This window comes from Atopococcus tabaci DSM 17538, assembly GCF_000429585.1.
Taxonomy (GTDB): Bacteria; Bacillota; Bacilli; order Lactobacillales; family Carnobacteriaceae_A; genus Atopococcus; species Atopococcus tabaci.
The window spans coordinates 1-21032 of the sequence record NZ_AUCD01000013.1 but is presented as its reverse complement, the minus strand read 5'-3'; the positions used below and the strand labels follow the sequence as shown (position 1 = coordinate 21032).

Annotated in this window: 21 protein-coding genes and 2 riboswitches; of the genes, 6 read left to right on the top strand and 15 right to left on the bottom strand. The window is 49.2% G+C overall.

What is annotated here, in order from left to right; translation table 11 throughout:
- Together G470_RS0103470 and G470_RS0103465 are read right to left on the bottom strand one after the other, a co-directional pair.
- The gene (locus G470_RS0103470; RefSeq protein WP_028273614.1) at positions 1-3432 is read right to left on the bottom strand and encodes a pyruvate carboxylase; all 3432 of its coding nucleotides are present in this window, start codon (positions 3430-3432) and stop codon (positions 1-3) included.
- A gap of 69 nt (positions 3433-3501) precedes the next feature.
- Positions 3502-4695, bottom strand: coding sequence for a cation:proton antiporter domain-containing protein (locus tag G470_RS0103465; RefSeq protein WP_028273613.1), 1194 nt, complete (start codon positions 4693-4695; stop codon positions 3502-3504).
- 64 nt (positions 4696-4759) lie between these two features.
- Positions 4760-4832: riboswitch (Fluoride riboswitch) on the bottom strand.
- Between the two features lie 414 nt (positions 4833-5246).
- On the opposite strand from G470_RS0103465, the gene G470_RS0103455 reads away from it, so the two are divergent.
- Both G470_RS0103455 and G470_RS0103450 read left to right on the top strand, forming a co-directional pair.
- Positions 5247-6485 (top strand): dicarboxylate/amino acid:cation symporter, encoded by a 1239-nt coding sequence (locus tag G470_RS0103455; RefSeq protein ID WP_028273612.1) that lies wholly within the window; start codon positions 5247-5249, stop codon positions 6483-6485.
- Between the two features lie 26 nt (positions 6486-6511).
- Complete coding sequence (locus tag G470_RS0103450) at positions 6512-7453, top strand: ATP-grasp domain-containing protein (protein WP_028273611.1); 942 nt, start codon at positions 6512-6514, stop codon at positions 7451-7453.
- Positions 7454-7654: 201 nt separating this feature from the next.
- On the opposite strand, the gene G470_RS12580 is transcribed toward G470_RS0103450, so the two are convergent.
- The 5 genes from G470_RS12580 to G470_RS12570 form a co-directional block, all read right to left on the bottom strand.
- Entirely contained in the window at positions 7655-9400 is a 1746-nt protein-coding gene (locus G470_RS12580; protein WP_084172063.1) for a purple acid phosphatase family protein, read from the bottom strand.
- Between the two features lie 223 nt (positions 9401-9623).
- Positions 9624-10703, bottom strand: a complete 1080-nt coding sequence (locus G470_RS14020; protein ID WP_205617877.1) for a metallophosphoesterase family protein — start codon at positions 10701-10703, stop codon at positions 9624-9626.
- Positions 10704-10805: 102 nt separating this feature from the next.
- Positions 10806-11246 carry a fibronectin type III domain-containing protein gene (locus G470_RS14650; RefSeq protein ID WP_051258398.1) on the bottom strand — a complete coding sequence of 147 codons (441 nt, stop codon included), beginning with the start codon at positions 11244-11246 and terminating at the stop codon, positions 10806-10808.
- A gap of 154 nt (positions 11247-11400) precedes the next feature.
- Positions 11401-12240, bottom strand: a complete 840-nt coding sequence (locus tag G470_RS0103435; RefSeq protein ID WP_028273610.1) for an aldo/keto reductase — start codon at positions 12238-12240, stop codon at positions 11401-11403.
- 31 nt (positions 12241-12271) lie between these two features.
- Positions 12272-12976, bottom strand: a complete 705-nt coding sequence (locus G470_RS12570; RefSeq protein WP_051258401.1) for a B3/B4 domain-containing protein — start codon at positions 12974-12976, stop codon at positions 12272-12274.
- A gap of 138 nt (positions 12977-13114) precedes the next feature.
- On the opposite strand from G470_RS12570, the gene G470_RS0103425 reads away from it, so the two are divergent.
- Positions 13115-13510, top strand: a complete 396-nt coding sequence (locus G470_RS0103425) for a hypothetical protein (RefSeq protein WP_028273609.1) — start codon at positions 13115-13117, stop codon at positions 13508-13510.
- Between the two features lie 64 nt (positions 13511-13574).
- On the opposite strand, the gene G470_RS0103420 is transcribed toward G470_RS0103425, so the two are convergent.
- The 3 genes from G470_RS0103420 to G470_RS0103410 form a co-directional block, all read right to left on the bottom strand.
- A complete protein-coding gene (locus G470_RS0103420) occupies positions 13575-14573 on the bottom strand; it encodes an aldo/keto reductase (RefSeq protein WP_028273608.1) in 999 nt (332 codons plus the stop codon).
- Between the two features lie 102 nt (positions 14574-14675).
- A complete protein-coding gene (locus G470_RS0103415) occupies positions 14676-15056 on the bottom strand; it encodes a hypothetical protein (protein ID WP_028273607.1) in 381 nt (126 codons plus the stop codon).
- A gap of 24 nt (positions 15057-15080) precedes the next feature.
- The gene (locus G470_RS0103410) at positions 15081-15272 is read right to left on the bottom strand and encodes a hypothetical protein (RefSeq protein ID WP_028273606.1); all 192 of its coding nucleotides are present in this window, start codon (positions 15270-15272) and stop codon (positions 15081-15083) included.
- A 96-nt stretch (positions 15273-15368) separates the two neighbouring features.
- On the opposite strand from G470_RS0103410, the gene G470_RS0103405 reads away from it, so the two are divergent.
- Together G470_RS0103405 and G470_RS0103400 are read left to right on the top strand one after the other, a co-directional pair.
- Positions 15369-15683: a helix-turn-helix domain-containing protein gene (locus tag G470_RS0103405; RefSeq protein ID WP_028273605.1), complete on the top strand. Its 315-nt coding sequence runs from the start codon at positions 15369-15371 to the stop codon at positions 15681-15683.
- Between the two features lie 3 nt (positions 15684-15686).
- Positions 15687-16214: an Rgg family transcriptional regulator gene (locus G470_RS0103400; protein ID WP_028273604.1), complete on the top strand. Its 528-nt coding sequence runs from the start codon at positions 15687-15689 to the stop codon at positions 16212-16214.
- A 42-nt stretch (positions 16215-16256) separates the two neighbouring features.
- On the opposite strand, the gene G470_RS0103395 is transcribed toward G470_RS0103400, so the two are convergent.
- From G470_RS0103395 to G470_RS0103380, 4 genes are read right to left on the bottom strand one after another with little or no spacing between them, the layout of a single operon-like run.
- On the bottom strand, positions 16257-16967 hold the full coding sequence (locus G470_RS0103395; protein WP_028273603.1) for an energy-coupling factor transporter transmembrane component T family protein: 711 nt from the start codon (positions 16965-16967) through the stop codon (positions 16257-16259).
- Positions 16964-18430 carry an ABC transporter ATP-binding protein gene (locus G470_RS0103390; protein ID WP_028273602.1) on the bottom strand — a complete coding sequence of 489 codons (1467 nt, stop codon included), beginning with the start codon at positions 18428-18430 and terminating at the stop codon, positions 16964-16966. Before G470_RS0103390 ends, G470_RS0103395 begins: the two co-directional genes overlap by 4 nt.
- Complete coding sequence (locus G470_RS0103385) at positions 18423-19007, bottom strand: ECF transporter S component (RefSeq protein ID WP_028273601.1); 585 nt, start codon at positions 19005-19007, stop codon at positions 18423-18425. Before G470_RS0103385 ends, G470_RS0103390 begins: the two co-directional genes overlap by 8 nt.
- A complete protein-coding gene (locus G470_RS0103380) occupies positions 19000-19632 on the bottom strand; it encodes a YkoF family thiamine/hydroxymethylpyrimidine-binding protein (protein ID WP_028273600.1) in 633 nt (210 codons plus the stop codon). Before G470_RS0103380 ends, G470_RS0103385 begins: the two co-directional genes overlap by 8 nt.
- 44 nt (positions 19633-19676) lie before the next feature.
- A riboswitch (TPP riboswitch) is annotated at positions 19677-19780 on the bottom strand.
- 236 nt (positions 19781-20016) lie between these two features.
- On the opposite strand from G470_RS0103380, the gene G470_RS12565 reads away from it, so the two are divergent.
- On the top strand, positions 20017-20769 hold the full coding sequence (locus tag G470_RS12565; RefSeq protein ID WP_051258397.1) for an ABC transporter ATP-binding protein: 753 nt from the start codon (positions 20017-20019) through the stop codon (positions 20767-20769).
- Here G470_RS12565 and G470_RS14015 read toward each other — a convergent pair.
- On the bottom strand, positions 20733-21032 hold a 300-nt coding region (locus tag G470_RS14015), incomplete at its 5' end, for an IS30 family transposase (protein WP_156907927.1). The two genes, G470_RS12565 and G470_RS14015, sit on opposite strands and share 37 nt — an antisense overlap.

Here is a 21032-nt window from a genome sequence, read left to right as displayed (position 1 = left end):
TTATTTCGGTTTGATTTCAATCAGCAAATCGCCGGAATCGATCTGGTCGCCGTTGATGACATAAATCTGGCCTACAACGCCGTCCATGGCGGCCCGGATGGTGGTTTCCATCTTCATGGCTTCCGTGATGACAACCGGATCGCCCTGCTGGACGCGGTCGCCTTTTTTAACCAAGACGTCCAACACCGAGCCCGGCATCGTGGAGCTGACGTGTTCTTTGTTGGTCGGCTCCGCTTTTCTGCGGATGGCTTTCGTGCTGGTGATGCTGGCGTCTTTCACTTGAATCTGACGGCCTTGTCCGTTCAATTCAAAGTACAAGACGCGGTTTCCTTCCGAGTCCGTTTCGCCGATTTGATTCAATTTGATGATCAAGGTTTTCCCTTTTTGAATCACCACTTCAATCTGCTCGCCGGTGCGCATGCCGTGGAAGAACGACGGTGTATCGAGTTTCGTGACGTCTCCGAACCGGTCGTGCTTCTCGACGTATTCCAAGAAGACTTCCGGATACATCATATAACTCAACAGTTCTTCTTCCGTCGGTTGGCGTTTGATTTGTTCAGCCAGCTCTTGGCTCAAGGCATCAAAATCAATCGGTTCGCGCAGGCTGCCCGGCCGTTCGGTCAACGGTTCGGTGCCTTTCAAGACGATTTGTTGGAGTTTTTCCGGGAACCCGCCGGTCGGCTGTCCCAAATCACCCCGGAAGAAGCTGACAACGGATTCTGGGAAATCTAGGCTTTCGCCGCGTTCGTAAATGTCTTCTTCCGTCAACTCGTTTTGAATCATGAACAAAGCCATGTCGCCGACCACTTTGGAAGACGGCGTCACTTTGACGATGTCGCCGAACAGTTGGTTGACGCGGGCGTACATGTCTTTCACGTCGTCCCAGCGGTCGCCCAATCCCACCGCTTTTGCCTGTTGCTGCAAGTTGGTGTACTGGCCGCCCGGCATCTGGTGCTGGTAGACTTCCGTTGAAGTGGTCTGTACGCCGGTTTCGAAGACGTCGTAATATTTCCGCGCATCTTCCCAATAATGGTTGATCTGGTGCACGTTAGAAATGTTCAACTCCGGCTGGCGTTCGGTTCCTTCCAATGCATAGTACAAACTGCTCATCGCCGGTTGGCTGGTGGTGCCGCTCATCGCGCTCTGCGCCACGTCCACAATATCCACGCCGGCGCGGGTGGCTTCTGAGAGGGTCAAAATGCCGTTGCCGCTTGTGTCGTGTGTGTGCAGATGGATTGGCAAGTCGGTCGTGGCTTTCAACTCGCTGACCAACCGGTACGCAGCTTGCGGCTTCAAGAGGCCGGCCATGTCTTTGATGGCGATGATGTGTGCACCCAAGTGTTCCAATTCTTTCGCCATATCTTTGTAGTACTGCACGGTATACTTCGTCTGCGCCGGATCATTGATGTCTCCGGTGTAGCAGATTGCCGCTTCCGCGATTTTTCCGGTGTCACGGACAAATTGGATGCTCTTTTCAAGCTGTTTTGTCCAGTTCAAGCTGTCGAAAATCCGGAAGACATCGACGCCGTTTTTGGCGGCCGCTTGGATGAAGCGTTCCAGCCCGTTGTCCGGGTAGTTTTGGTATCCGACACCGTTTGAGCCGCGGAACAACATTTGGAACAACGTGTTCGGCATCAGCTCGCGCAATTTCTGGAGTCGTTCCCATGGGTCTTCGCTCAAGAAACGGTACGCCACGTCAAACGTCGCACCGCCCCATACTTCATTGGAAAACAGATGTGGCATGCCTTGTTGTGTGGCTTGTGCGATTTCCGCCAAATCCCGCGTCCGGACACGTGTCGCCAACAAGCTTTGGTGCGCGTCGCGGAATGTGGTATCCGTCAACAAGACCCGTTTTTGATCCGTCACCCATTTGCTGACGGCATCGGCTCCTTGTTCATCCAAAATCGTCTTCGCTGAAACGACCGGTTCTGCCGGTAATTCCAAGTGTTCCGGCATACGTGGTTTTTCATAAAAGTCCTTTTCTCCACGCTCAATCCCCGGGAACCCGTTGACTGTGATGTTTCCTAAATAGGCCAACGTTTTGTTTCCGCGGTTCAATGTTTTTGGAAACTGGAACAATTCCGGTGTGGAATCGATGAACGTTGTTTTGGCTTCTCCGGACACAAATTGCGGATGCTGCACCACATTCGATAAGAACGGGATGTTTGTTTTCACACCCCGGATCCGGAATTCCACCAATACCCGTTTCATTTTGCGGATGGCCTGCTCAAACGTCATCGCATGCACGGAAGCTTTCACCAGTAGGGAGTCAAAGAACGGCGTGACGGTGGTGCCCTGGAACCCGTTTCCGACGTCCAAACGCACGCCGAATCCGCCCGGTGAACGGTATGTATTGATCTTTCCGGTATCCGGGAAGAAGTTGTTCAACGGATCTTCTGTGGTGATCCGGGACTGGATGGCTGCGCCGATCAACGGAATGTCCGCCTGCTGCGGAATGCCGATGTCTTTGTGCAGGTCCTTGCCTTGCGCGATTTGAATCTGTGCCTGCACGATGTCAATTCCTGTGATCATTTCCGTGATGGTGTGTTCCACTTGGACACGCGGGTTAACCTCGATGAAATAGAACTGATCCCCTTCCACCAAGAATTCCACGGTGCCGGCATTCACATAGCCGACATGCTCCATCAATTGAAGCGCCGCGCCACAGATGCGTTCGCGGAAATCATCCGACATGCTGACACACGGTGCGACTTCCACCACTTTTTGGTGACGGCGCTGCACGGAGCAGTCCCGTTCATACAAGTGAACGATGTTGCCGTGGGTGTCACCTAGAATTTGCACTTCGATGTGTTTCGGGTCTTGGATGTATTTTTCCACATACACTTCTCCGCTGCCGAAAGCGGAAATGGCTTCACTGCGGGCACGTTCAAACCCTTCTTTGGCTTCCGCTTCATCGTGGGCCACACGCATTCCGCGTCCGCCTCCTCCGAGAGCCGCTTTGATCATGATCGGGTAACCGTGTGTTTCGCCGAATGCAACCACGTCTTCCATTGAATCAACCGGTCCGTCCGATCCTGGGATGGATGGAATGCCAGCGTCTTTGGCTGCCGTTTTAGCTTTTATTTTGTCCCCGAATATGTCCAGGTGTTTCAATTCCGGCCCGATGAACGTGATGCCTTCTTCTTGGCAGCGACGGGCAAAATCGATGTTCTCCGACAAGAATCCGTACCCAGGATGGATGGCATCCGCTCCGGCATCTTTGGCGATTTCAATGAGACCTTCAATATCTAAGTACGCTTCAATCGGCTTCTTGCCTTCTCCGATCAAGTAGGCTTCATCCGCTTTGAATCGGTGCAGCGAACCGGCATCTTCCTGCGCGTAGACCCCGACTGTCGCGATGTCCAATTCTGTGAGCGCCCGGAAAATCCGGATGGCGATTTCTCCTCGGTTTGCAACGAGAACTTTTTTCATGTTTCTCCTCCTTACTTCAATTCAACAAGCTCTTCTTTATTCTCTCTTATCTCCCCACTATATCACAATTTACCCGGTTATATCTTTGGGAGAATCCAATAATTTTTTGTAAGTCTTTTCAATTAAAAAGCTTCCCAAAGGTGCGGTAAGCAAGATGGCTGCGACAGCTGCGGTCAGTATGAGTTGGCCGCTCGCCAATCCCTCGGAAAGCGGCACAGCACCGATGGCGGCTTGAACGGTGGCTTTCGGCATATAACTGATGGCCGCAAACATTTTTTCTTTTTTGTTCAATGAAGACGGCCACAGGCTCAACAAAACACCGGCCACACGGAACACCAGTGCGCCTAGTATCAACACAATCACTGCTTCTCCTGCTTGAAGGGCATACGCCACATCAACCGATGCTCCCACCAGCACAAATAACAAGATTTGTGCGGCAGCCCACAGTTTGTTGTACTTCCCCGAAAGGCGCGCGGCGAGCTCCGGGTAAAATTGGTTGAGCGCGAGCCCCATTGCCATGATGGCCAGCAATCCGGACATCGGAAGGAACCCGCTGAACAGCGTTTCGGCTTCCAACAGCAGAAAAGAAACGCTTAAAAGCATCATGATTTTGGCTGTGTCGCGCATATGAAACGACCGGTAAACCTTTTGCAGCAGCCAACCGGAAAGAGCGCCGACGACAACGCCCGTCACAATCGCCACCGGGACTTCCAGAAATCCGGAAACAGTGATTTCTCCTCCTAACGACAGTGCCAAAAAAGAAGAGAACAAGACAATCACAAACACATCGTCCATCGATGCTCCCGCCAGCACGAGCTGCGGAACCCGCCGCTTCTGACCGTATCCTTGTTCCATAATATGAAGCATCGCCGGCACCACCACTGCCGGGGAGACCGCCGCAACCACCGCTCCCATCACTGCGGCATCCACCACAGAAATGCCGAACAAAAGAGGCGCCAGCAGCACGATGCCGATAATCTCCAACACCGCGGGCACAAAGCTCATCAAAACTGCAGGAAGCCCGATTTTTTTCAAGTCTTCTACACTTAAAGACAAACCTGCCCGAAACAAAATGATGACCAATGCCACCTGACGCAAATCCGTCGACACGGCCAAAAGCGATTCATCCAGTACGTCCAAAACAGACGGCCCCAACAAAATTCCGGTCAGTATCATCCCCACCAAGCTCGGCAGACCGATCCGCTTGAACACAGCCCCTAAACACATCCCCGTTAAAAAAATCAACGCAATACTCGTCAGCATCCTCCTGCTCCTTCACTCATAAAATAATAAAAAAGCCGATGACTTCTGGACAGACGGGTTCCGTTCTTATCCAGAAGTCATCAGCTTTTCAGCGGTTTAGGCTCGCGCCAAGGGAGAACTTCATTCCCTTCGTTCATTATACCCCTTTTCTCTGGAAAAAGAAAACATGTATGTGAATCAAAAAATGTTTGACGGTGTTTTCGTTTCGTGGTAGACTGTCGTTACTTTATGGATTTGAGGCCTCAATCTGTAAAGAAAAATGAAAGCAATCTCAAAAAAAGGAGGAGTCACCGATGAAAAAACAGATGTGTGTACAGACAGTATGTTGTTGCTGCCCTTGTTGTCCAACAAAGGGTTCTTCATGCTGCGTACATTCATCTCTTTCGTCTGAGACTCTTCCTCAGACACATTCTTTCTGCGTGCTTTAAATGGTCGTATTGTAACCATTTTCACGTAAAAAGAACCAAAAAAAGATGAATTTACAACGTGCATGAACAGCCTTTTCGCTGTTTGTGCACGTTTTTTATTTCCCAAAAAAGGTGGAATCATACATGAGAAATGCATTGAAACGCCCCAGCTTGCTGGTGCAGGTCTTAATCGGCGCTCTCGCAGGGATTCTGATGGGCTATTTCTTTCCTGCAATTGGAAGCCGAATGGAAATTCTCGGATCGCTGTTCTTGAATTTGATTCAAATGGTCATTGTTCCATTGATTTTCCCGTTGGTTGTATTGGCCATTGTAGACATTAAAGACGCCAAACGGTTCGGCGGTGTCGCCGTCAAAGGCTTCCTCTTCTTTTTCTTGGTGACGACCGTCCTGATTTTTCCCGGACTTGTCATCGGCCGTTTAACAGGCATAGGCCAAGCGGTGCAAGCCGGCACAGCGGGCATCGGAGCCATCGAAGGCGTTGCGTCCAATATCAATTTCGAAGACTTTTTCTTAAGCATCGTCCCAAACAACATAGTATCCGCGATGGCATCCGGCGACTTGCTGCCGGTTCTCTTCTTCGGTGTGTTGTTGGGATTTGCCTTGGTTGCCATCGGAGATACCGGCCAACCAGTCGTGGACGTGCTGCGTTCGTGGTCTAAAGCGATGTACAAAATCGTCGATTACTCCATCGCTTTTGCGCCAATCGGGGTGTTCGGTGTATTGGCCAGCGACATGGCGGAAGGCGGCCTTGGACAGTTGGTTTCACTCGGGCAGTTCGTCCTGCTTCTCTTCGGGCTGTACCTCGGAGCCGTCGTTGTGGTCTTTCCAATCATTGCCGCCTTGTTCGGGGTGCCGTATATGGAGTTGTTGAAACACATCAAAGGACCCGCATTTTTGGCGTTCACCACCGGCAGTTCCAGCGTCGTGATGCCGACATTGATTGAACGGTTGGAGAAATTTGGTGTTCCGTCTTCCATCGCTTCATTCGTTGTTCCGCTCGGTTATTCGTTCAACCTCACCGGCGCCTGCCTGTACGTCAGCTTGTCGGTGATGTTCGTCGCCAATTTGTATGGCTCACCGATGAGCTGGGGACAAATCTTGACCTTGGTCGTATTCTTGACGGTGATCACAAAAGGCATCGCGGCGGTTCCTTCCGGTGCTCTGGTCGTTTTGTTGGCCGTCGCCGGTCAACTTGGTCTGCCGGCTGAAGGCGTGGCTTTGTTGGTTTCGGTTGATTTCTTCGCCAATGCCGGACGGACCGCTGTCAATGTCGTCGGAAACGCGTTGGCACCGGCTGTCGTTGCCAAATCGGAAGGCGTCAATTTTTCAAAAACTGCTCAACGTTCCGTCACAAAAGCTTAATCATACATTCAAAGGAGAAGGTTAATATGACAAAAGTACACATCCTGCACGAAAACATGGAATGGACGCAACACTTGATCGACCGGTTGGAAGAATTGGATGTTCCTTATGAAGAATGGAATTTGTCTGATGGGCTTCTGGACATCCAGTCTCTGCCGGCAGACGGCGTGTACTACAACCGTATGAGCGCCTCTTCCCACACCCGCGGCAACCGGTACGCACCGGAGCTGACGGATCAAGTGTTGACATGGCTTGAACAAAAAGGCGCCCGCGTCATCAACGGCACCGGCGCCATCAACCTTGAAGTCAGCAAGCTCAAGCAATACTTGGCTCTGCAGGCTCACGGCATCCAAACGCCGAAAACGATTGGGGCGGTCGGGAAAGAAAACATTTTGAAAGCTGCAGAAAAATTGAACGAATTTCCGTTCATCATCAAACATAACCGCGCTGGAAAAGGTTTGGGCGTCCGCCTGCTTTATTCCATGAAAGAATTGGAAGACTACGTGAACGGACCGGAATTTGAAGACTCCGTGGACGGCATCAGTCTGATTCAACAGTACATCCAATCTGTGGACGGCCACATCATCCGTTCAGAGTTTATCGGCGGGAAGTACTTCTACGCGGTGAAAGTCGATTCCAGTGACGGTTTCGAATTGTGCCCGGCGGATGCGTGCCAACTCGGTCCGAACGGCGAAGAAATTCCGGAAGCAAACAAGTTTGAAATCATCGACCGACTGCCGGAAGACCAAATCGCCCGTTCCGAAGCGTTCTTGAAAGACCAACGCGTCGACGTGGCGGCATTGGAGTTCATCATCGATGAAAAAGGCGACGTCTACACGTATGACGTCAACACAAACACAAACTACAACGCGGATGCGGAAGCCCGCGCCGGAAAATACGCCATGCTTGAACTGGCGCAGTATTTGAAAGCTGAGTTGGAAAAAGTGGCAGTCAAACAGGAAGCCTAACAAAGAGAGGCCGGGAGTGAATTCCCGGCCTCTTCTTTATGTATAGGGCTCACTTTTACGTGACAAGCTGGTTCACGTAAGAGTAAGCCTGCTTTTTGCGCTCACTTTTTTATGACAAGCCTATTCACGAAAGAGTGGGCCAACTTGTTGCACCCACTTTTCCATGAGACCTTCTTTCATGAAAAAGTGCGTCTTTGTATCCTAGTCTTTCACGATTCCAAATTCGTGGACTTTTTCCACCGTGCGTTCTTCACCTTCCAACAAGTCGCCGAACACTTGGTAGATTTCCACATTCAATTTGTTTCCATCTACATTGTAGACGGCAAAGTTTTGCACCGAAGAGTCTCGATTGTTGGAATGGGACTCCGCAAAAACGGACGACTTCTGCGGCTGGCTGCCGAACGCAAACAAATTGTTGTAGTAATCTTTGTCTTCCTGCGTCAGCCAACTCAAATCCGGCCGCATCTTATGCAAGTGTTCCAACGACTTGCTGTACAAGTCGTCGTATTCTTTTGTTCCGCCGGTATTCGGCAGCACAAACACGGTGCCTTCCGGGTTCTTGTAGTATTCCACATTGTCTTCTCCCAACACTACTTCCGGTTGATCGACGGTCGCGTTGGAGAAGTTTTCTTCAGTCGGCACAAACACCAGTGGTTTCGTGCGCGAGACGACGTGGTCGTGTCCTTGAAGAACCAAGTCAACATCCAATTCGTCGATGGTCTGCATGAATGCTTCTCTCACTTTTTGAACATCTTCGTCTTCAAGCGAGTGGTACGATTTGGAAAAGAGCGGCTTGTGGTAGGTCAACACGACCCATTGCGCGCCGTTGTCCCGTGCCTGCTGGATGTCTTTCCGGATCCACGCCAGCTGTTCTTCCCCCAATGCCTTGCCTTCCGGGTTGTCTTCTGACTCTTTATTGTCGTTCGTGTTGGCGACAACAAAGTGCACGCCGTTGTAGTCAAACGAATAATACGACCCTCCGCTGACTTTTTCATTGGTGACCGGTACGTTGAGGTGCTCGTTGAATTTTTCCGTCAACGGATCGTCTCCGTACTTCAGCGCGTATTCGTCATGGTTACCGGCGGCCACTGCCAACGGCTGCTGCATCCACGCGTCTTCGGACTGTTCAAATAAGTCCACCCACTCGTCTTCCACCTCCGCGGTTTCGACCAAATCTCCCGTGTGCAGCACAAACGCTGCTTCATCAGCTGTTTCCAATGCCTGGTTGATTGTGTCAGCAGCGAAAGCCGCTTCATTGCGTACGTGTTCATTCCAGTAAGCGTTCTGCGTGTCGGTGTATTGGATAAAGGTAAAGGCTTCTCCAGCCTCGCCGGACGTTTCGAATGTTCCCACTTCGCTCTTTTCACCGGATTCGCTCCCCACTTGGTAGTAGTACTCCGTGTCCGGCTCCAAATCTGTTGCCAACGCTTTGTAGGAATACTCCGTGACACCCACCAAATCCAAGTGCCCGACCGCATCCCCGCTGGTCCATTCCGGGCCTTCTTTCTCTTCATCCGTGTAATAGCCGTTGATGACCGGGTCGCCGTTTTCATCCAAAACGGGGTCGCCTTCTTCACTCAATTCAACATCCGCATAAATGTAATACCCGTCTTCGGTTCGTTCCGCATAATGGCTCGTCACTTCTGTCGCTTCCGCTTCAAACACCAGCGGATCACTCAAATCTTCCTCGGTGCTGACCCATACTTTGGCGTCTTCAAACAAATCTGTCGTGTACCAATTGAAGCCCATCTGTGTTTGCGTATCCCCGTTGAACGTGGTGATGATCCGGTTCGGGGAATTATCCGCTGCGATTTGTGCCACTTCGGGTTTGGTGTCCATCAACCCGGAAGACGATCCCGAAGATACGTCCTGGCATCCAATCACGCCCACTCCGAGCAGTGCCACCATTGTGGTGAACGTTACGAATCGCTTTTTTCTCTTATGCATTCTACATCCTCCTACTACAATATACGCGGAACTATGTATGAACATCCGCCCACTAGTCCAATATACATAAGAAAAGTTGACATCCAGTAAACATGAAGTAAAAATAATGAATAAATTATCAAGTTTAAGTATAAATGGTTAATACTCCATTTACATTTTTCTTTTTAAACGGAAAAAGAACCCTCTCTTAAAAGAAGGTTCTGTTCATCCTTACATTGTCCATTTAGTCTTTTATAATCCCGAACTCGTGTATTTTTTCCACCACGCGCTCTTCGCCCTCAAGCAGTTCCCCGTATACTTGATACATTTCCACTTCCAACCGGTTGCCGTCAACGGTATAGACAGCGAAACTTTGCACGGCGGAGTCGCGGTTGTTGCTGTAGGAGTCGGCGAAGACACTGTCTTTTTGCGGCTGGCCGCCGAATGCGAACAAGTTGTTGTAATAGTCGACCTGTTGTTGATCCAGCCATTCCAACCCGGACCGCGCTTCGTGGATAAAGTCGAGCGACCGGCCGTAGTAGTCGGCGTACGCTTTGGTGCCAGCAGTGTTCGGCAATACAAACACGGTGCCTTCAGGATTTTTGTAGTACTCTACGTTGTCGTCCCCTAACACCACTTCCGTCTGTTCCACTTCGGCGTTGAAGTCGTTTTCCTCTGTGAAGGTGAGCGGCTTGGTTCTGGAAAGCACGTGGTCATGCCCTTGAAGCGCCAAGTCCACATCCAAGTCGTCTATCAACCGCATGAAGTCTTCCCTCACGGCTTGGACGTCTTTGTCTCCGAGGGAATGGTACGATTTGGAAAACAATGGTTTGTGATAAGCCAGAACGATCCATTCCGCTCCGTTTTCCCGAGCCTTTCGGATGTCTTCTTCCATCCAAGCCAACTGCTGTTCGCCCAGTGCTCCGTATTCTCGGTTGTCATTGGTGTTGGCCACAACGACATGCACCTTGTTATAGTCAAACGAATAATACGACCCGCCGCTGATGTGGTCGTTGGTGACCGGCACATTGATGTGTTCGTTGAATTTTCCGTAAACAGGCATGTCACCATGATTCAGCACGTTATCATCGTGGTTGCCAGCTGCGACCGCCAACGGCTGCTGGAGCCAGTGCTCCTCGGACTTTTCAAACAAATCTACCCACTCGTCTTCCACTTCCTCCGTTTCCACCAAATCTCCGGTATGCAGGACAAAAGCTGCTTCATCTGCGGTATCCAGCGCCTGTTTCAATGTGTCTGCTCCAAACGCGGCTTCATTACGGGTATGTTCGTTCCAAAAGGCATTTTGTGTATCTGTGTACTGGATGAAAGTAAACGGTTCGCTTTCTTCCGCAGAGGTTGTGAACGTACCAACCGGGCTTTTTTCGCCTGCCTCGCTTCCTACCTGATAATAGTATGTTGTCCCCGGTTACAATTTTGTCGCCACTGCTTTATAAGATACTTCGGTGACGTTCACCAGTTCCATCCGTCCCACTTCTTCTCCGTTCGTCCACTCCGGTCCTTTTTGCCCTTCATCCGTATAATACCCTTCCTCATTCATAAAAAGAAAGTAGCCGTCTTCCGTCCGCTCTGCATAGCGGTTGGTCACTTCCGACGCTTCGGCATCAAACACCAACGGTTCGCTCAAATCTTCCTCGGTGCTGACCCACACTTTGGCGTCTTCAAAACGATCCGTCGTATACCAATTAAACCCCATCTGTGTCCGGCTGTCTCCGTGGAATGTGGTGATGATCCGGTTCGGTGTATTATCGGCTTTCACTTCCGCCACTGCCGGCTTTTCTTCGACGATTTCAGGCGATGACTCCAATGTGATGGACTCGCAGCCAAATATCGCCAGACCAATCGCCACCGCTGCACTTGGAAAGAATGCTTTTGTTTTTTAGGCGCATAACAGTTTCCCCGTTCCCTGTATTTTTAAAAGAAAGTTTACTCGTTTATTTTACCCAAAAGAGGCACCTTCCAAAAAGGAAAGTGCCTCGAACAATTAGATTTGTAGAAAGAGTTTAAACAAACTCTTCGTATTCGTTCGGATGCTGGCCTTCCACACGGCCGTCTTCTCCTTTGTCCATCGCATCGATGGCTTGGATGTCTTCTTCGGTCAATTCAAAATCAAACACATCCACGTTCTCCTGTTGGTGTTTTGGCGAAGAAGCTTTCACAATCGGCAGGACATTGTTTTGCAAGTTCCAACGCAACACCACCTGTCCCGGTGTTTTATCGTATTTCTCTGCAATTTTTTTGAGCGTGTTGTCCGCCAAAATGTCCACGATGTTCCGGCCAAACGGGCTCCACGCTTCCGTCAAGATGCCGCGGTCATTGTTTACCTGGACCAGTTCGTTGTTGTTGAAATACGGGTGCCGCTCGATTTGGTTGGTCGCCGGCGTGACGCCTGTCTTGTCGATGATGCGGTCCAAGTGTTCTTCCAAGAAGTTGGACACCCCGATGGTTTTGATCAGCCCGAGTTTCTGCGCGTCCACTAATGCCTGCCATGCCTGGTCGTATTTGCCGACTTTCGGGTTTGGCCAGTGGATTAAGTATTTATCGAAATAGTCAATTCCGATCCGGTACAGCTGTTCTTGGATGAGTTTGAACGCTTTGTCGTAATCATGCGCCAGTCCCGGGAGTTTGGAGCTGATGATGAGTTCTTCCCGCGGCACCGAGCTGTGGCGGATGGCTTCCCCCACCATTCCTTCATTGTTGTAGTTGGTGGATGTATCGATCAACCGGTAACCTTTGTCGATGGCCGTGGTGAGGTCAATCACACCTTTGGCTCCCTGCACACCCACCGTACCGAACCCAATCGCCGGCAGCGTATGTCCGTCGTTCAACAGAAATGCGTCCATAGATGTCTTCCTCCTTAAATTCGTTGTCCTTTTATCCTAACGCACAAGAAGGCGCGGATGGTACCAAAACGCTTTTTTGGCTGTCGGTGTGGAAGTACTCGTCCACCCGCTTTTTCAGCTCTTCCATCGCTTCATCCGCCCGCTTGGCCTGCTCTTTATTGATGGATTCCATGACCAATACCGCATCTGTTGTTTCTTCCGTCAACATCGTGCGCTGGGCTTCCCGCCAGTTCAAACACCGGCACACCGATCCCGCATCATCCAGGTAGCAAATTTCTTCCGGAAGAGCCGGTGCATCTTCTTCGGCTCCGAGCGGCCGGAACGTCTCGCCTCCTTCAGCTTTCCCTAGACGCAACCCGCCTTGGATGGACTGGATGTCTTCGCCCCCGCACGGCACTGCACACGTCAAAGACACGCTGTTGTAGAGGTCCACCAATGGATTGATGGGGGAAAATTCCCGGTCTTGGTGCGCCCGCTTCAACAATGCTTCAATGGAGGAACGCGCACCTTTTTTCGTTTTGAATTTCCGAAACGCTTCCCGCCATTCTTCGATCACTTCGTTTTGGCTGAACGGTTCTTCCGTCAAAAACTCTTTGGCTGCTTCTTTTCCTTGTGTCAGAAGCCCGGAAAAATACTCGTTGTCTTCTTCCTGCACACGGTTGTCGATGCTTTTGACGATCAAAACGTTGATTTGTCCATCCGGAAAAAGGTCCCAAAAGGTTTGTTCCACAGTCATTTTTTTCAATGAAATCACTCCGTTTCTTTTAATTTTTGCCTATAAAACATTGAACTTAAAGAAGGCAAACGCTCTGCATAAATAAGGGGCTCTTTAAAATACTTAAACTGTTTAGTACACTTTACACATAAGAGGAACATGACTGATTATTCATATGAAAGGATCAAGACAATGAGAGAAAATATAGCACCATCCGATAAAACTGTCCGCCTGTCCGTTTTCGGATACATACTGGTGATTATTTCAATCGTGGGCTTTTTCGGGTATTATCTTCCATCAGAAGATGCGACGTTCTGGCAATGGGGGCTCACTTTTTCTACAGGACTAGCACTTCTCACTCCAAAAAACAAACATGTCCCCCGCAAGAAGAGAATAAGAGTCCTTGTATTTGACCTTGTGTACTTCTTGTTGCTGCTAGTTTTCGCTCTTTTCAAGATGCCATATGGAATAAACCTCTTGGCACTTACCATAATCGGCGCTATCCTAATCGTTCCATTACTAAATGAGTCCCTTGGAGTATGGAAAAAAGAGTAAACATCGCAAAAATATATATTTTATAACAGCCGCCCTTCTCTATGCTGGAAGGCGGCTGTTTTATTTAATCTTTTTTTGGATACGGCTTCGGTCCGACCACAGGATGCGGTTGGTAGGTTTCTTCCAAATACACCAATTCCTCTTCCGTCAAGACGACGTCCAAGGCGTCGACTGCATCATCCAAGTACACCATTTTGGTCGCTCCAATCACCGGTGCCGCCACCGCTTTTTGTGCGAGCAGCCAAGCAAGCGCGATCTGTGTGCGGGTAACGCCTTTTTTCTCCGCCAATTCGCCTACGCGGTCAACGATCACTTTATCGATGTCCTCGGTGTGGCCGTATTTTTGTTTGGCAATGTTGTCGCTTTGGGACCGCTTGGTGGTTGCCGCCCACTCACGGCTCAGGCGTCCAGATGCCAACGGACTGTATGGTGTGAGTGCCACGCCCAAGTCTTCGCACAATGGATTCATCTCACGCTCTTCTTCCCGGTACAACAAATTGTAATGGTTCTGCATCGAAATGAAGGGGGTCCATCCGTTCATTTTTGCGGTGTACTGCGCTTTTTGGAACTGCCACGCGTACATCGCACTCGCCCCTATGTAGCGCACTTTCCCGGACTTCACCACATCGTGTAACGCTTCCATCGTTTCTTCAATTGGCGTATCGTAATCCCAACGGTGGATGATCAACAAGTCGATGTACTCCATACCCAATCGCTCCAGGCTTTGATCGACTTGCGCTAGAATGTGTTTCCGCGACAACCCGCTGCCGTTCGGTCCGTCAAACATCCGGCCATGCACTTTGGTCGCCACCACAATCTCATCCCGAACCGCCAAATCGTTCAAGGCACTACCTAAAATTTCTTCACTTGCACCCAGACTGTATACATTCGCTGTGTCAAAAAAGTTGATGCCCAAATCCAACGCCCGCTTGATGATGGCCCGGCTCTCTTCTTCCGGCAGCACCCACGAATGAATCCACTTTTCCGGATCCCCAAAGCTCATAGCTCCCAAACAAAGACGCGACACTTCCAACCCGCTTCTTCCCAGACGTACATAGTCCATGTGTGATCCTCCTTCTTCAAAAAGCGTTTTCAACACTATTCATTTTATACTATGTCCTTTAAAAAAATCCATCGAAAGCTTTTTGATACAAAAAAAGCCTGACTACCTTTTTTCGTAGGCTTCGAAAATAGAAAGGTAATCAAGCAAATGGGCGGTATTTTCATCGATGTCTCTTTGTGTGACGCTCGTCAATAATTTATAATCCTTCAACAACAAGTCGCAGTTCGTTGCAACCAGTTCATCCGATTCATCCACCATGCAGTAAACAACCCATTTGTTCCCATCAGAAAGCTGTTCAACCGCTGCATAGTATGGACGGCTCTTTTGGTTTTCAATCACTTCGTAGCAGCGGTGTTCCGACTGAACAAACGAAACTTCTTGAACGTCCACCATTTTTTGAAGGATTTCCAGCGGATTTTTTCTGGTTTCCCTCACCAACAGACGGTCTCGGTATTTATTCAATAGCGCACGCATATCGCCCATTTTGCCTCACTTCCCTCATACTTCTTACGGCAGGACCTCATCTTCCAAGTCACCCGGCAGCCAAACGCCCAGCGGCTGCACCGTGTGTTCTTGTTTGTTTTCCTCAACACCTATGTAAAGGTTGTTCCATTCGTTTTCCACATTTACTTCTTTTTCCATAACCAACATCCCCGACAAACCCAAAGCAGCGGACCATACAAGCGTAATTTTTTTCATTTTCCACTCCTCCTTCCTTATCAGACTACCACGCAGAAAGAAAAATTCTGTATAATAGTTATATCTGACTAAAAGGAGGCTGTCCCGTTGCCACATATGGGAGAAACATTGAAAATGATCCGCACCAGCTTGTCATTGACTCAATCGCAACTTTCCGCAGGCATCATGACTCAATCAAATTACTCAAAGATGGAAAAAGGCGAAATCGACGTCCCTTTTTCTAAAATGATTGCCCTGCTCGAAAAGCTCGGCATGTCCGTCGAGGAGTTTTTATATGTACATAACCACTATTCCCAACAATCCACCAATCATCTGCTGCGGTTGAGCCGGTTGAAGTACAATGACAAAGAACGACTTGTCCAATATAAAAAAGAATTGGTCTCCCAGTCAACGATGACGACTCGAGAATAGGAATTGGCTGCCATTTACGATGCGTTAATCCTTATCGCCGACCAAAACGACTATGAAACAGCCAAGCAAAAGGTCGAACCGATTTGGCAGCGTCTGGAAAAACACGACACATGGTACTTATACGATATTCAACTGCTCAATAACATCTTATATCTTTTTCCAATCGACACCGCCGTTTCCATCGTGTCGCTGGCCTTAAAGCAATTGAAAAAATACAAGAACCTCCGCGGTATCAACAATTTATCCGCGAACATGCAGATGAACTTGGTGTTGCTACTGATTCAACACAAACGCTATGAAACCGCATTGGCAGAAGTCGAGCGGTTGATGGACGCATGCATCCAGAAGAATCTTTACCTTCACCTGGCTCTCTGTTATTCGCGCAAAGGGCTGCTGCTCGATTTGCTCGGGAGAGAAGGGGCCGCCGCGTGGTATGAAAAAGGGGAGTTTTTGCTCGATGTCATGCAGAACGACGACTTGAAAAAAGAAATTCAAAAAGAGATCCAACAATATTCCGCATCCATCCAGTAACCACAAAAGGCACTTCCCCGCTGAGGAAGTGCCTTTACCGTTTCAGCTGAACAATAGGTTCAACCCTACAATCGCTAACGGAAAACCAATCATGAAGACGATATCTTGAGGACGCACTTTCATCTGTTGTTTCATCGTCCGTTGTTCGCTGAACCCTTTGGATTCCATCGCCAACGACAACCGATCGGACCACCGGACCATTCGGACCATCATCGTGAACAACGGTTTGGTATCGAACGGTCTGACCGGCAAATTCCGGACTTGGAGCGCCAGCTTAGATTTTTTGTATTCTTGAGAAATCAGTGACGTCAAATTCAACGCCGTCAAGATGGCGTACCCCATCTTCATCGGCATCTTCGCTTGTTGGATGAAACTGTAGACGAGTTCGTTCGAGTCGGTCGTCAAACTGAAACTCAATCCCAACATCGCAAACGCCAACAGCCTCGTGCTTAACGTCACGCCGTTCAGCAGTGCCGGATTTTCCGCAGCGGTCATGGTGTCCACCGCCATACTCAACAGATTTTCTTCGGAATGGAACAGCCAGCCGGTAAAGAAATAGCTGGCTGAAATCAGAAGAATCGGCAGTAAAAACCGGGCCAACTGATTCAGACTGGTTCTATTGGATGTGAGCAGAAACAAGAAGCCAATTAGAGCAAGCAACACGTTGGTCTGCCACTGAAAGGTCACTCCCAATAAAATAGATCCAACCAACAGGCCGATGGTTTTAGCGGTAGGGTTAATGGCATCAATCATCGCTGTTTCCTGACCTTTCTGTCTTTAAGTTGGTATATCTCATCCGCATACGCCTCCACCAATCCTTCGTCATGACTCGTAAACAAACACGTGATGCCTGCTTGGCACAGCTCCTTTAGTTTGGCCATAATGTTTTTGGCGTTCTGCGCATCTTGCCCGTATGTCGGCTCATCCACCAGTAAGAGTCGCTGCTTTCCAACGGTCATGCACAACACCGCCAGCCGTCTTTGCTGTCCCTGGCTCAGCAACCAAGGAGATTTGGTCAACTGCTCTTCAAATTGATGTTCCAGCAGCAACTCGCGTGCCGCCGCTTCTTCCCGTCCCTCTTCTGCGCTTTTCCACGCCCTCACACTCAAGACCATCTCATCCAACACCTTTGTTTGCACAAACTGGAGGGACGGGTCTTGAAAGACAATGCCTACTTTGGAATAGAGGTCGGCCGGCTTCAAATTCCGGATGTCCTCCCCGCCGATGCGGATGGTCCCCTGATACGGCATGGCGTTCAAAATGGATTTGAACAGCGTCGTCTTTCCTTTCCCGCTCGGACCGATCAACGCCGCAAGCGTTCCTTTCTTCAAAGAAAACGACACGTCGTCCAGCAGCGGCATCGTTTCCCGCTTTTTTCTGAAAAATGACCGCTTCTTCACGTCTGTGTGGGCAATGTGAACCCCTTCCAGCTCCAACACGGTTTCTTGCGATTCGTTGTTCCGGCGTCTCTCCACGGAAGGTGTCTCCACGAGTACGCCTTCTGCCTGCAGCAGCTCTTTCTTTTTCTCTGGAGAGAACAACGACAAGTCGTGCAGACACCCCTGTTTGTCCAACAGCAGCCAACGCTCCGCCCATTCCCAGCGGTCCAACCGGTGATCGATCACCACCATCGCTTTCCCTCTCTGCAGCAGTTTCTTTATATAATCCATATAGATACGACTGGTTTCTTCATCGAGATTGGCAAACGGTTCGTCTAAAATGTACAGCGGCGCATCTACCAAATCCGCACACACAAATGCTGCGCGTTGGAGTTCCCCGCCGGACAATTCATCGAACGGACGGTCCAGTAGATAGGTGAGCTGAAAATGGCGCGCTTTTTCTTCAATCTGTGCGTCCATCTCATCGGGTGCAACCTGCGCGTTTTCCAAACAGAACACCATCTCTTCCCGCAGCGTTTTCATGCTGAAAGACAACCGCGCATGTTGAAAAATCGTCCGCACATACCAGGAGCGTTCCTGCACAGAAAGGTGTTGCAGCTCTTTCCCGCCCAACTTGATGTGTCGGACCTGCACGTTCCCGCCGTTTTCTGGGAAATACCCGTTCAGCACGTTAGCCAGCGAACTCTTTCCATTTCCACTCTGGCCGCACAGCAGCACCATCTCACCGGGTGCGATGTCAAAATCAATTTCTTCAAACAGTGTCCGGCCCCCAATTTGAAACGTCAAACCGGAAACCGACAAGCCACGGTCACTCATTTGCTCCACCCGGGTTCAAATAGGTTAAAATACCCGCTTCGTCCAGTTTGTCGCAAATGCGTTTGGACAAGTAACCCGTGAAGAACAGCGAACTCAACAGACGGATGACGAAAATGGCCGCCACAATGCGCCAGTCCATGGCCAGGTAGTTGCTCCGGAATCCGGTCCACAAGAAGGTGACCACCGTTGCCGATACAGCCGCCGTCATCGTTACTTTGTAGGAGTATTTTTCGTACTTCGTGAACGCAAACGGCAACTCGACCCCCAACCCTTGAATGAACGCACTCAGCATCACAATAACGCCGAACATGTTCCCGAGCATCACTTCAATCAACGCGGCGATCACTTCGGTAATGATGCCGACGACCGGTTTGCGGATCAAGTAGGTGGTGATGATGGCCGCCATAAACCATACGCCATAAAACGGTTCGTACCCCAACACACCCAAACCAAAAGGCGTCAACAGCGTCGACAACGCCGTTCCGGCATACACCGCCAAGAGATAAAACACACCAAACACCACAGAAATCAGCGCCATCAACAAATAATCGCGTAAGGTCAATTTTTCTCTATTCATGGATATCGGTCTCCGGAACGTTGCAGTGAAGCGTGAACTGAATGACGTAATGGCTGACGGTTTTTCCGACGGTGTTCGAGACATATTCCAAGTAGTCAAACACGTCCTGCACCGAACCGCCCAAATTGGTGCCGTAATGCCCCGAACCGGTCACCACTTCGCGGTCGATTCCTTCATTGACCACTTCTGCGATGGTCGCCATGTAATCGTCTGACCCCATCGGATACAACGCGTATTTTCCGATGACCGGGAAGTCAATCTGGCTTGTCTCTGCTCGGTTAACTCGCGGATTGTCGAATGCCAACGTGTAGTCGCTGTCGCTGTCTCCAGGGCAGCCTTTTGAAATCGTGGCTTCCAAAGACATATGTACGCCTTCTGTGTACGCGTAGACATACGCTGCTTTCAACGCATCGAACACCGCTTCCTCTTTCCCGCGGTAAACCGTGGAAATATGGTCGGTTTCTGCCCATACTTTGGACAGGTCGACTTGTTTGATTGCCCCGAGGATGATATTTTCGAAATCATCACTCATCGGTGAAAGATTGAAACGTGCGCCTGTGATTCCCATCGTGGAACCAGGCTTTCCAACTGAACAATTTCCGTAGCTGACATAGTTTTTTTCCATAAAAAAACCCCTCCTTACGAAAAAAATCCATAGGAAAGAGCCTCAGTATATAAAGTCGATCTCCCTACGCAGCCATTACGCTGATCAGGTTACTGGTCTGATATACATCACTCTCAGCCTCCAATTCGAGACTCCCAGGATCTTCCGTATTTAATTTTTTGTACATCTTGACTATAACAGCTTTTGGAAACTGTTACAACCCCGATTGGAATTTATGGTGACATCTTCTCTTTAATCGTTTGTGCATAAACAAAAAACACCTCCGCTACTGGGAAGCGTTGAGCAGAATCCCCGCCTGTTTCCTATTCCATTTGTGACAGTCCCTCTAGTTCGCTATAATAACCATTATGAGTTACGTTATCATTATTTTTTGGAGCTGATTTGGTGTTATCGACAACTGCGTTACTTAAGGTAATTGCACCCTATTTTAAGAAATATTGGAAAATTCTGACCATTGATCTTATCGCTTCAGCCTTAACGACTGTAGCTATGTTCTTCCTGCCGATCATTTTGCAGCAATTGACCGATTACGGAGCGTCTGGAGATCTGACTGCTCGTGTGATTGCGTATCTTGCAGGAGTATTCATCATCTTGAAATCCATCGAAGTCATCGCCAGGTATTACATGACGAATATCGGCCACCGCATGGGGGCAATGATAGAAACGGATATGCGGCGGGACATTTTTGGGCATCTGATGACACTCGATGACACTTATTATAACGAGAACAAAGTCGGTGAAGTCATGACCCGGGTGACCAATGATTTGTTTGACATCACAGAGTTTACCCACCATGCCCCTGAAGAGTACTTTATTTTTACGATTCAGTTGGTTGTTTCATTCTTGGTACTGAGTTTCATCAACCTTCCATTGACCATTACGATTTTCATTATGTTACCGATTATGTTGTTCGTCTCTACCCACTTCCGCAAGCGCATGGCAGAGGCACAGCTGAACCAACGCCGTCAAATCGGGCGTCTGAATGCCGGCGTTGAAGACAGCATCTCTGGAATCCGCGTGGTCAAAAGTTTTGCCAACGAAAAAGAAGAAATCGATAAATTCGAATCCGGCAACCAAAAATTTTATGGAATTTTGATTTGTCAAATTAAGCGAGACAAAATATCATTGTCTACATGATCTAAGAAACACTCAAGTGGTGTTCGATAATTTAATGACTTTCTTGGAATGTTGTTTCTTCTAGAAGAAACGCTTGAAATGTACTCTTGTGTAACTGAATTGAAATCCATTTCTTTTGGTAGACCGGTTTTTCGTAGTAACCCATTTGAATTTTCATTTAGAGCTCTTTGAGAGGGCGTGCCTGGGTCTGCAAAATAAATGTCGATATCCTGTTGATTGCTGATGTTTTTCCAGTTTGAAAATTCTTTCCCGCAATCAAAAAT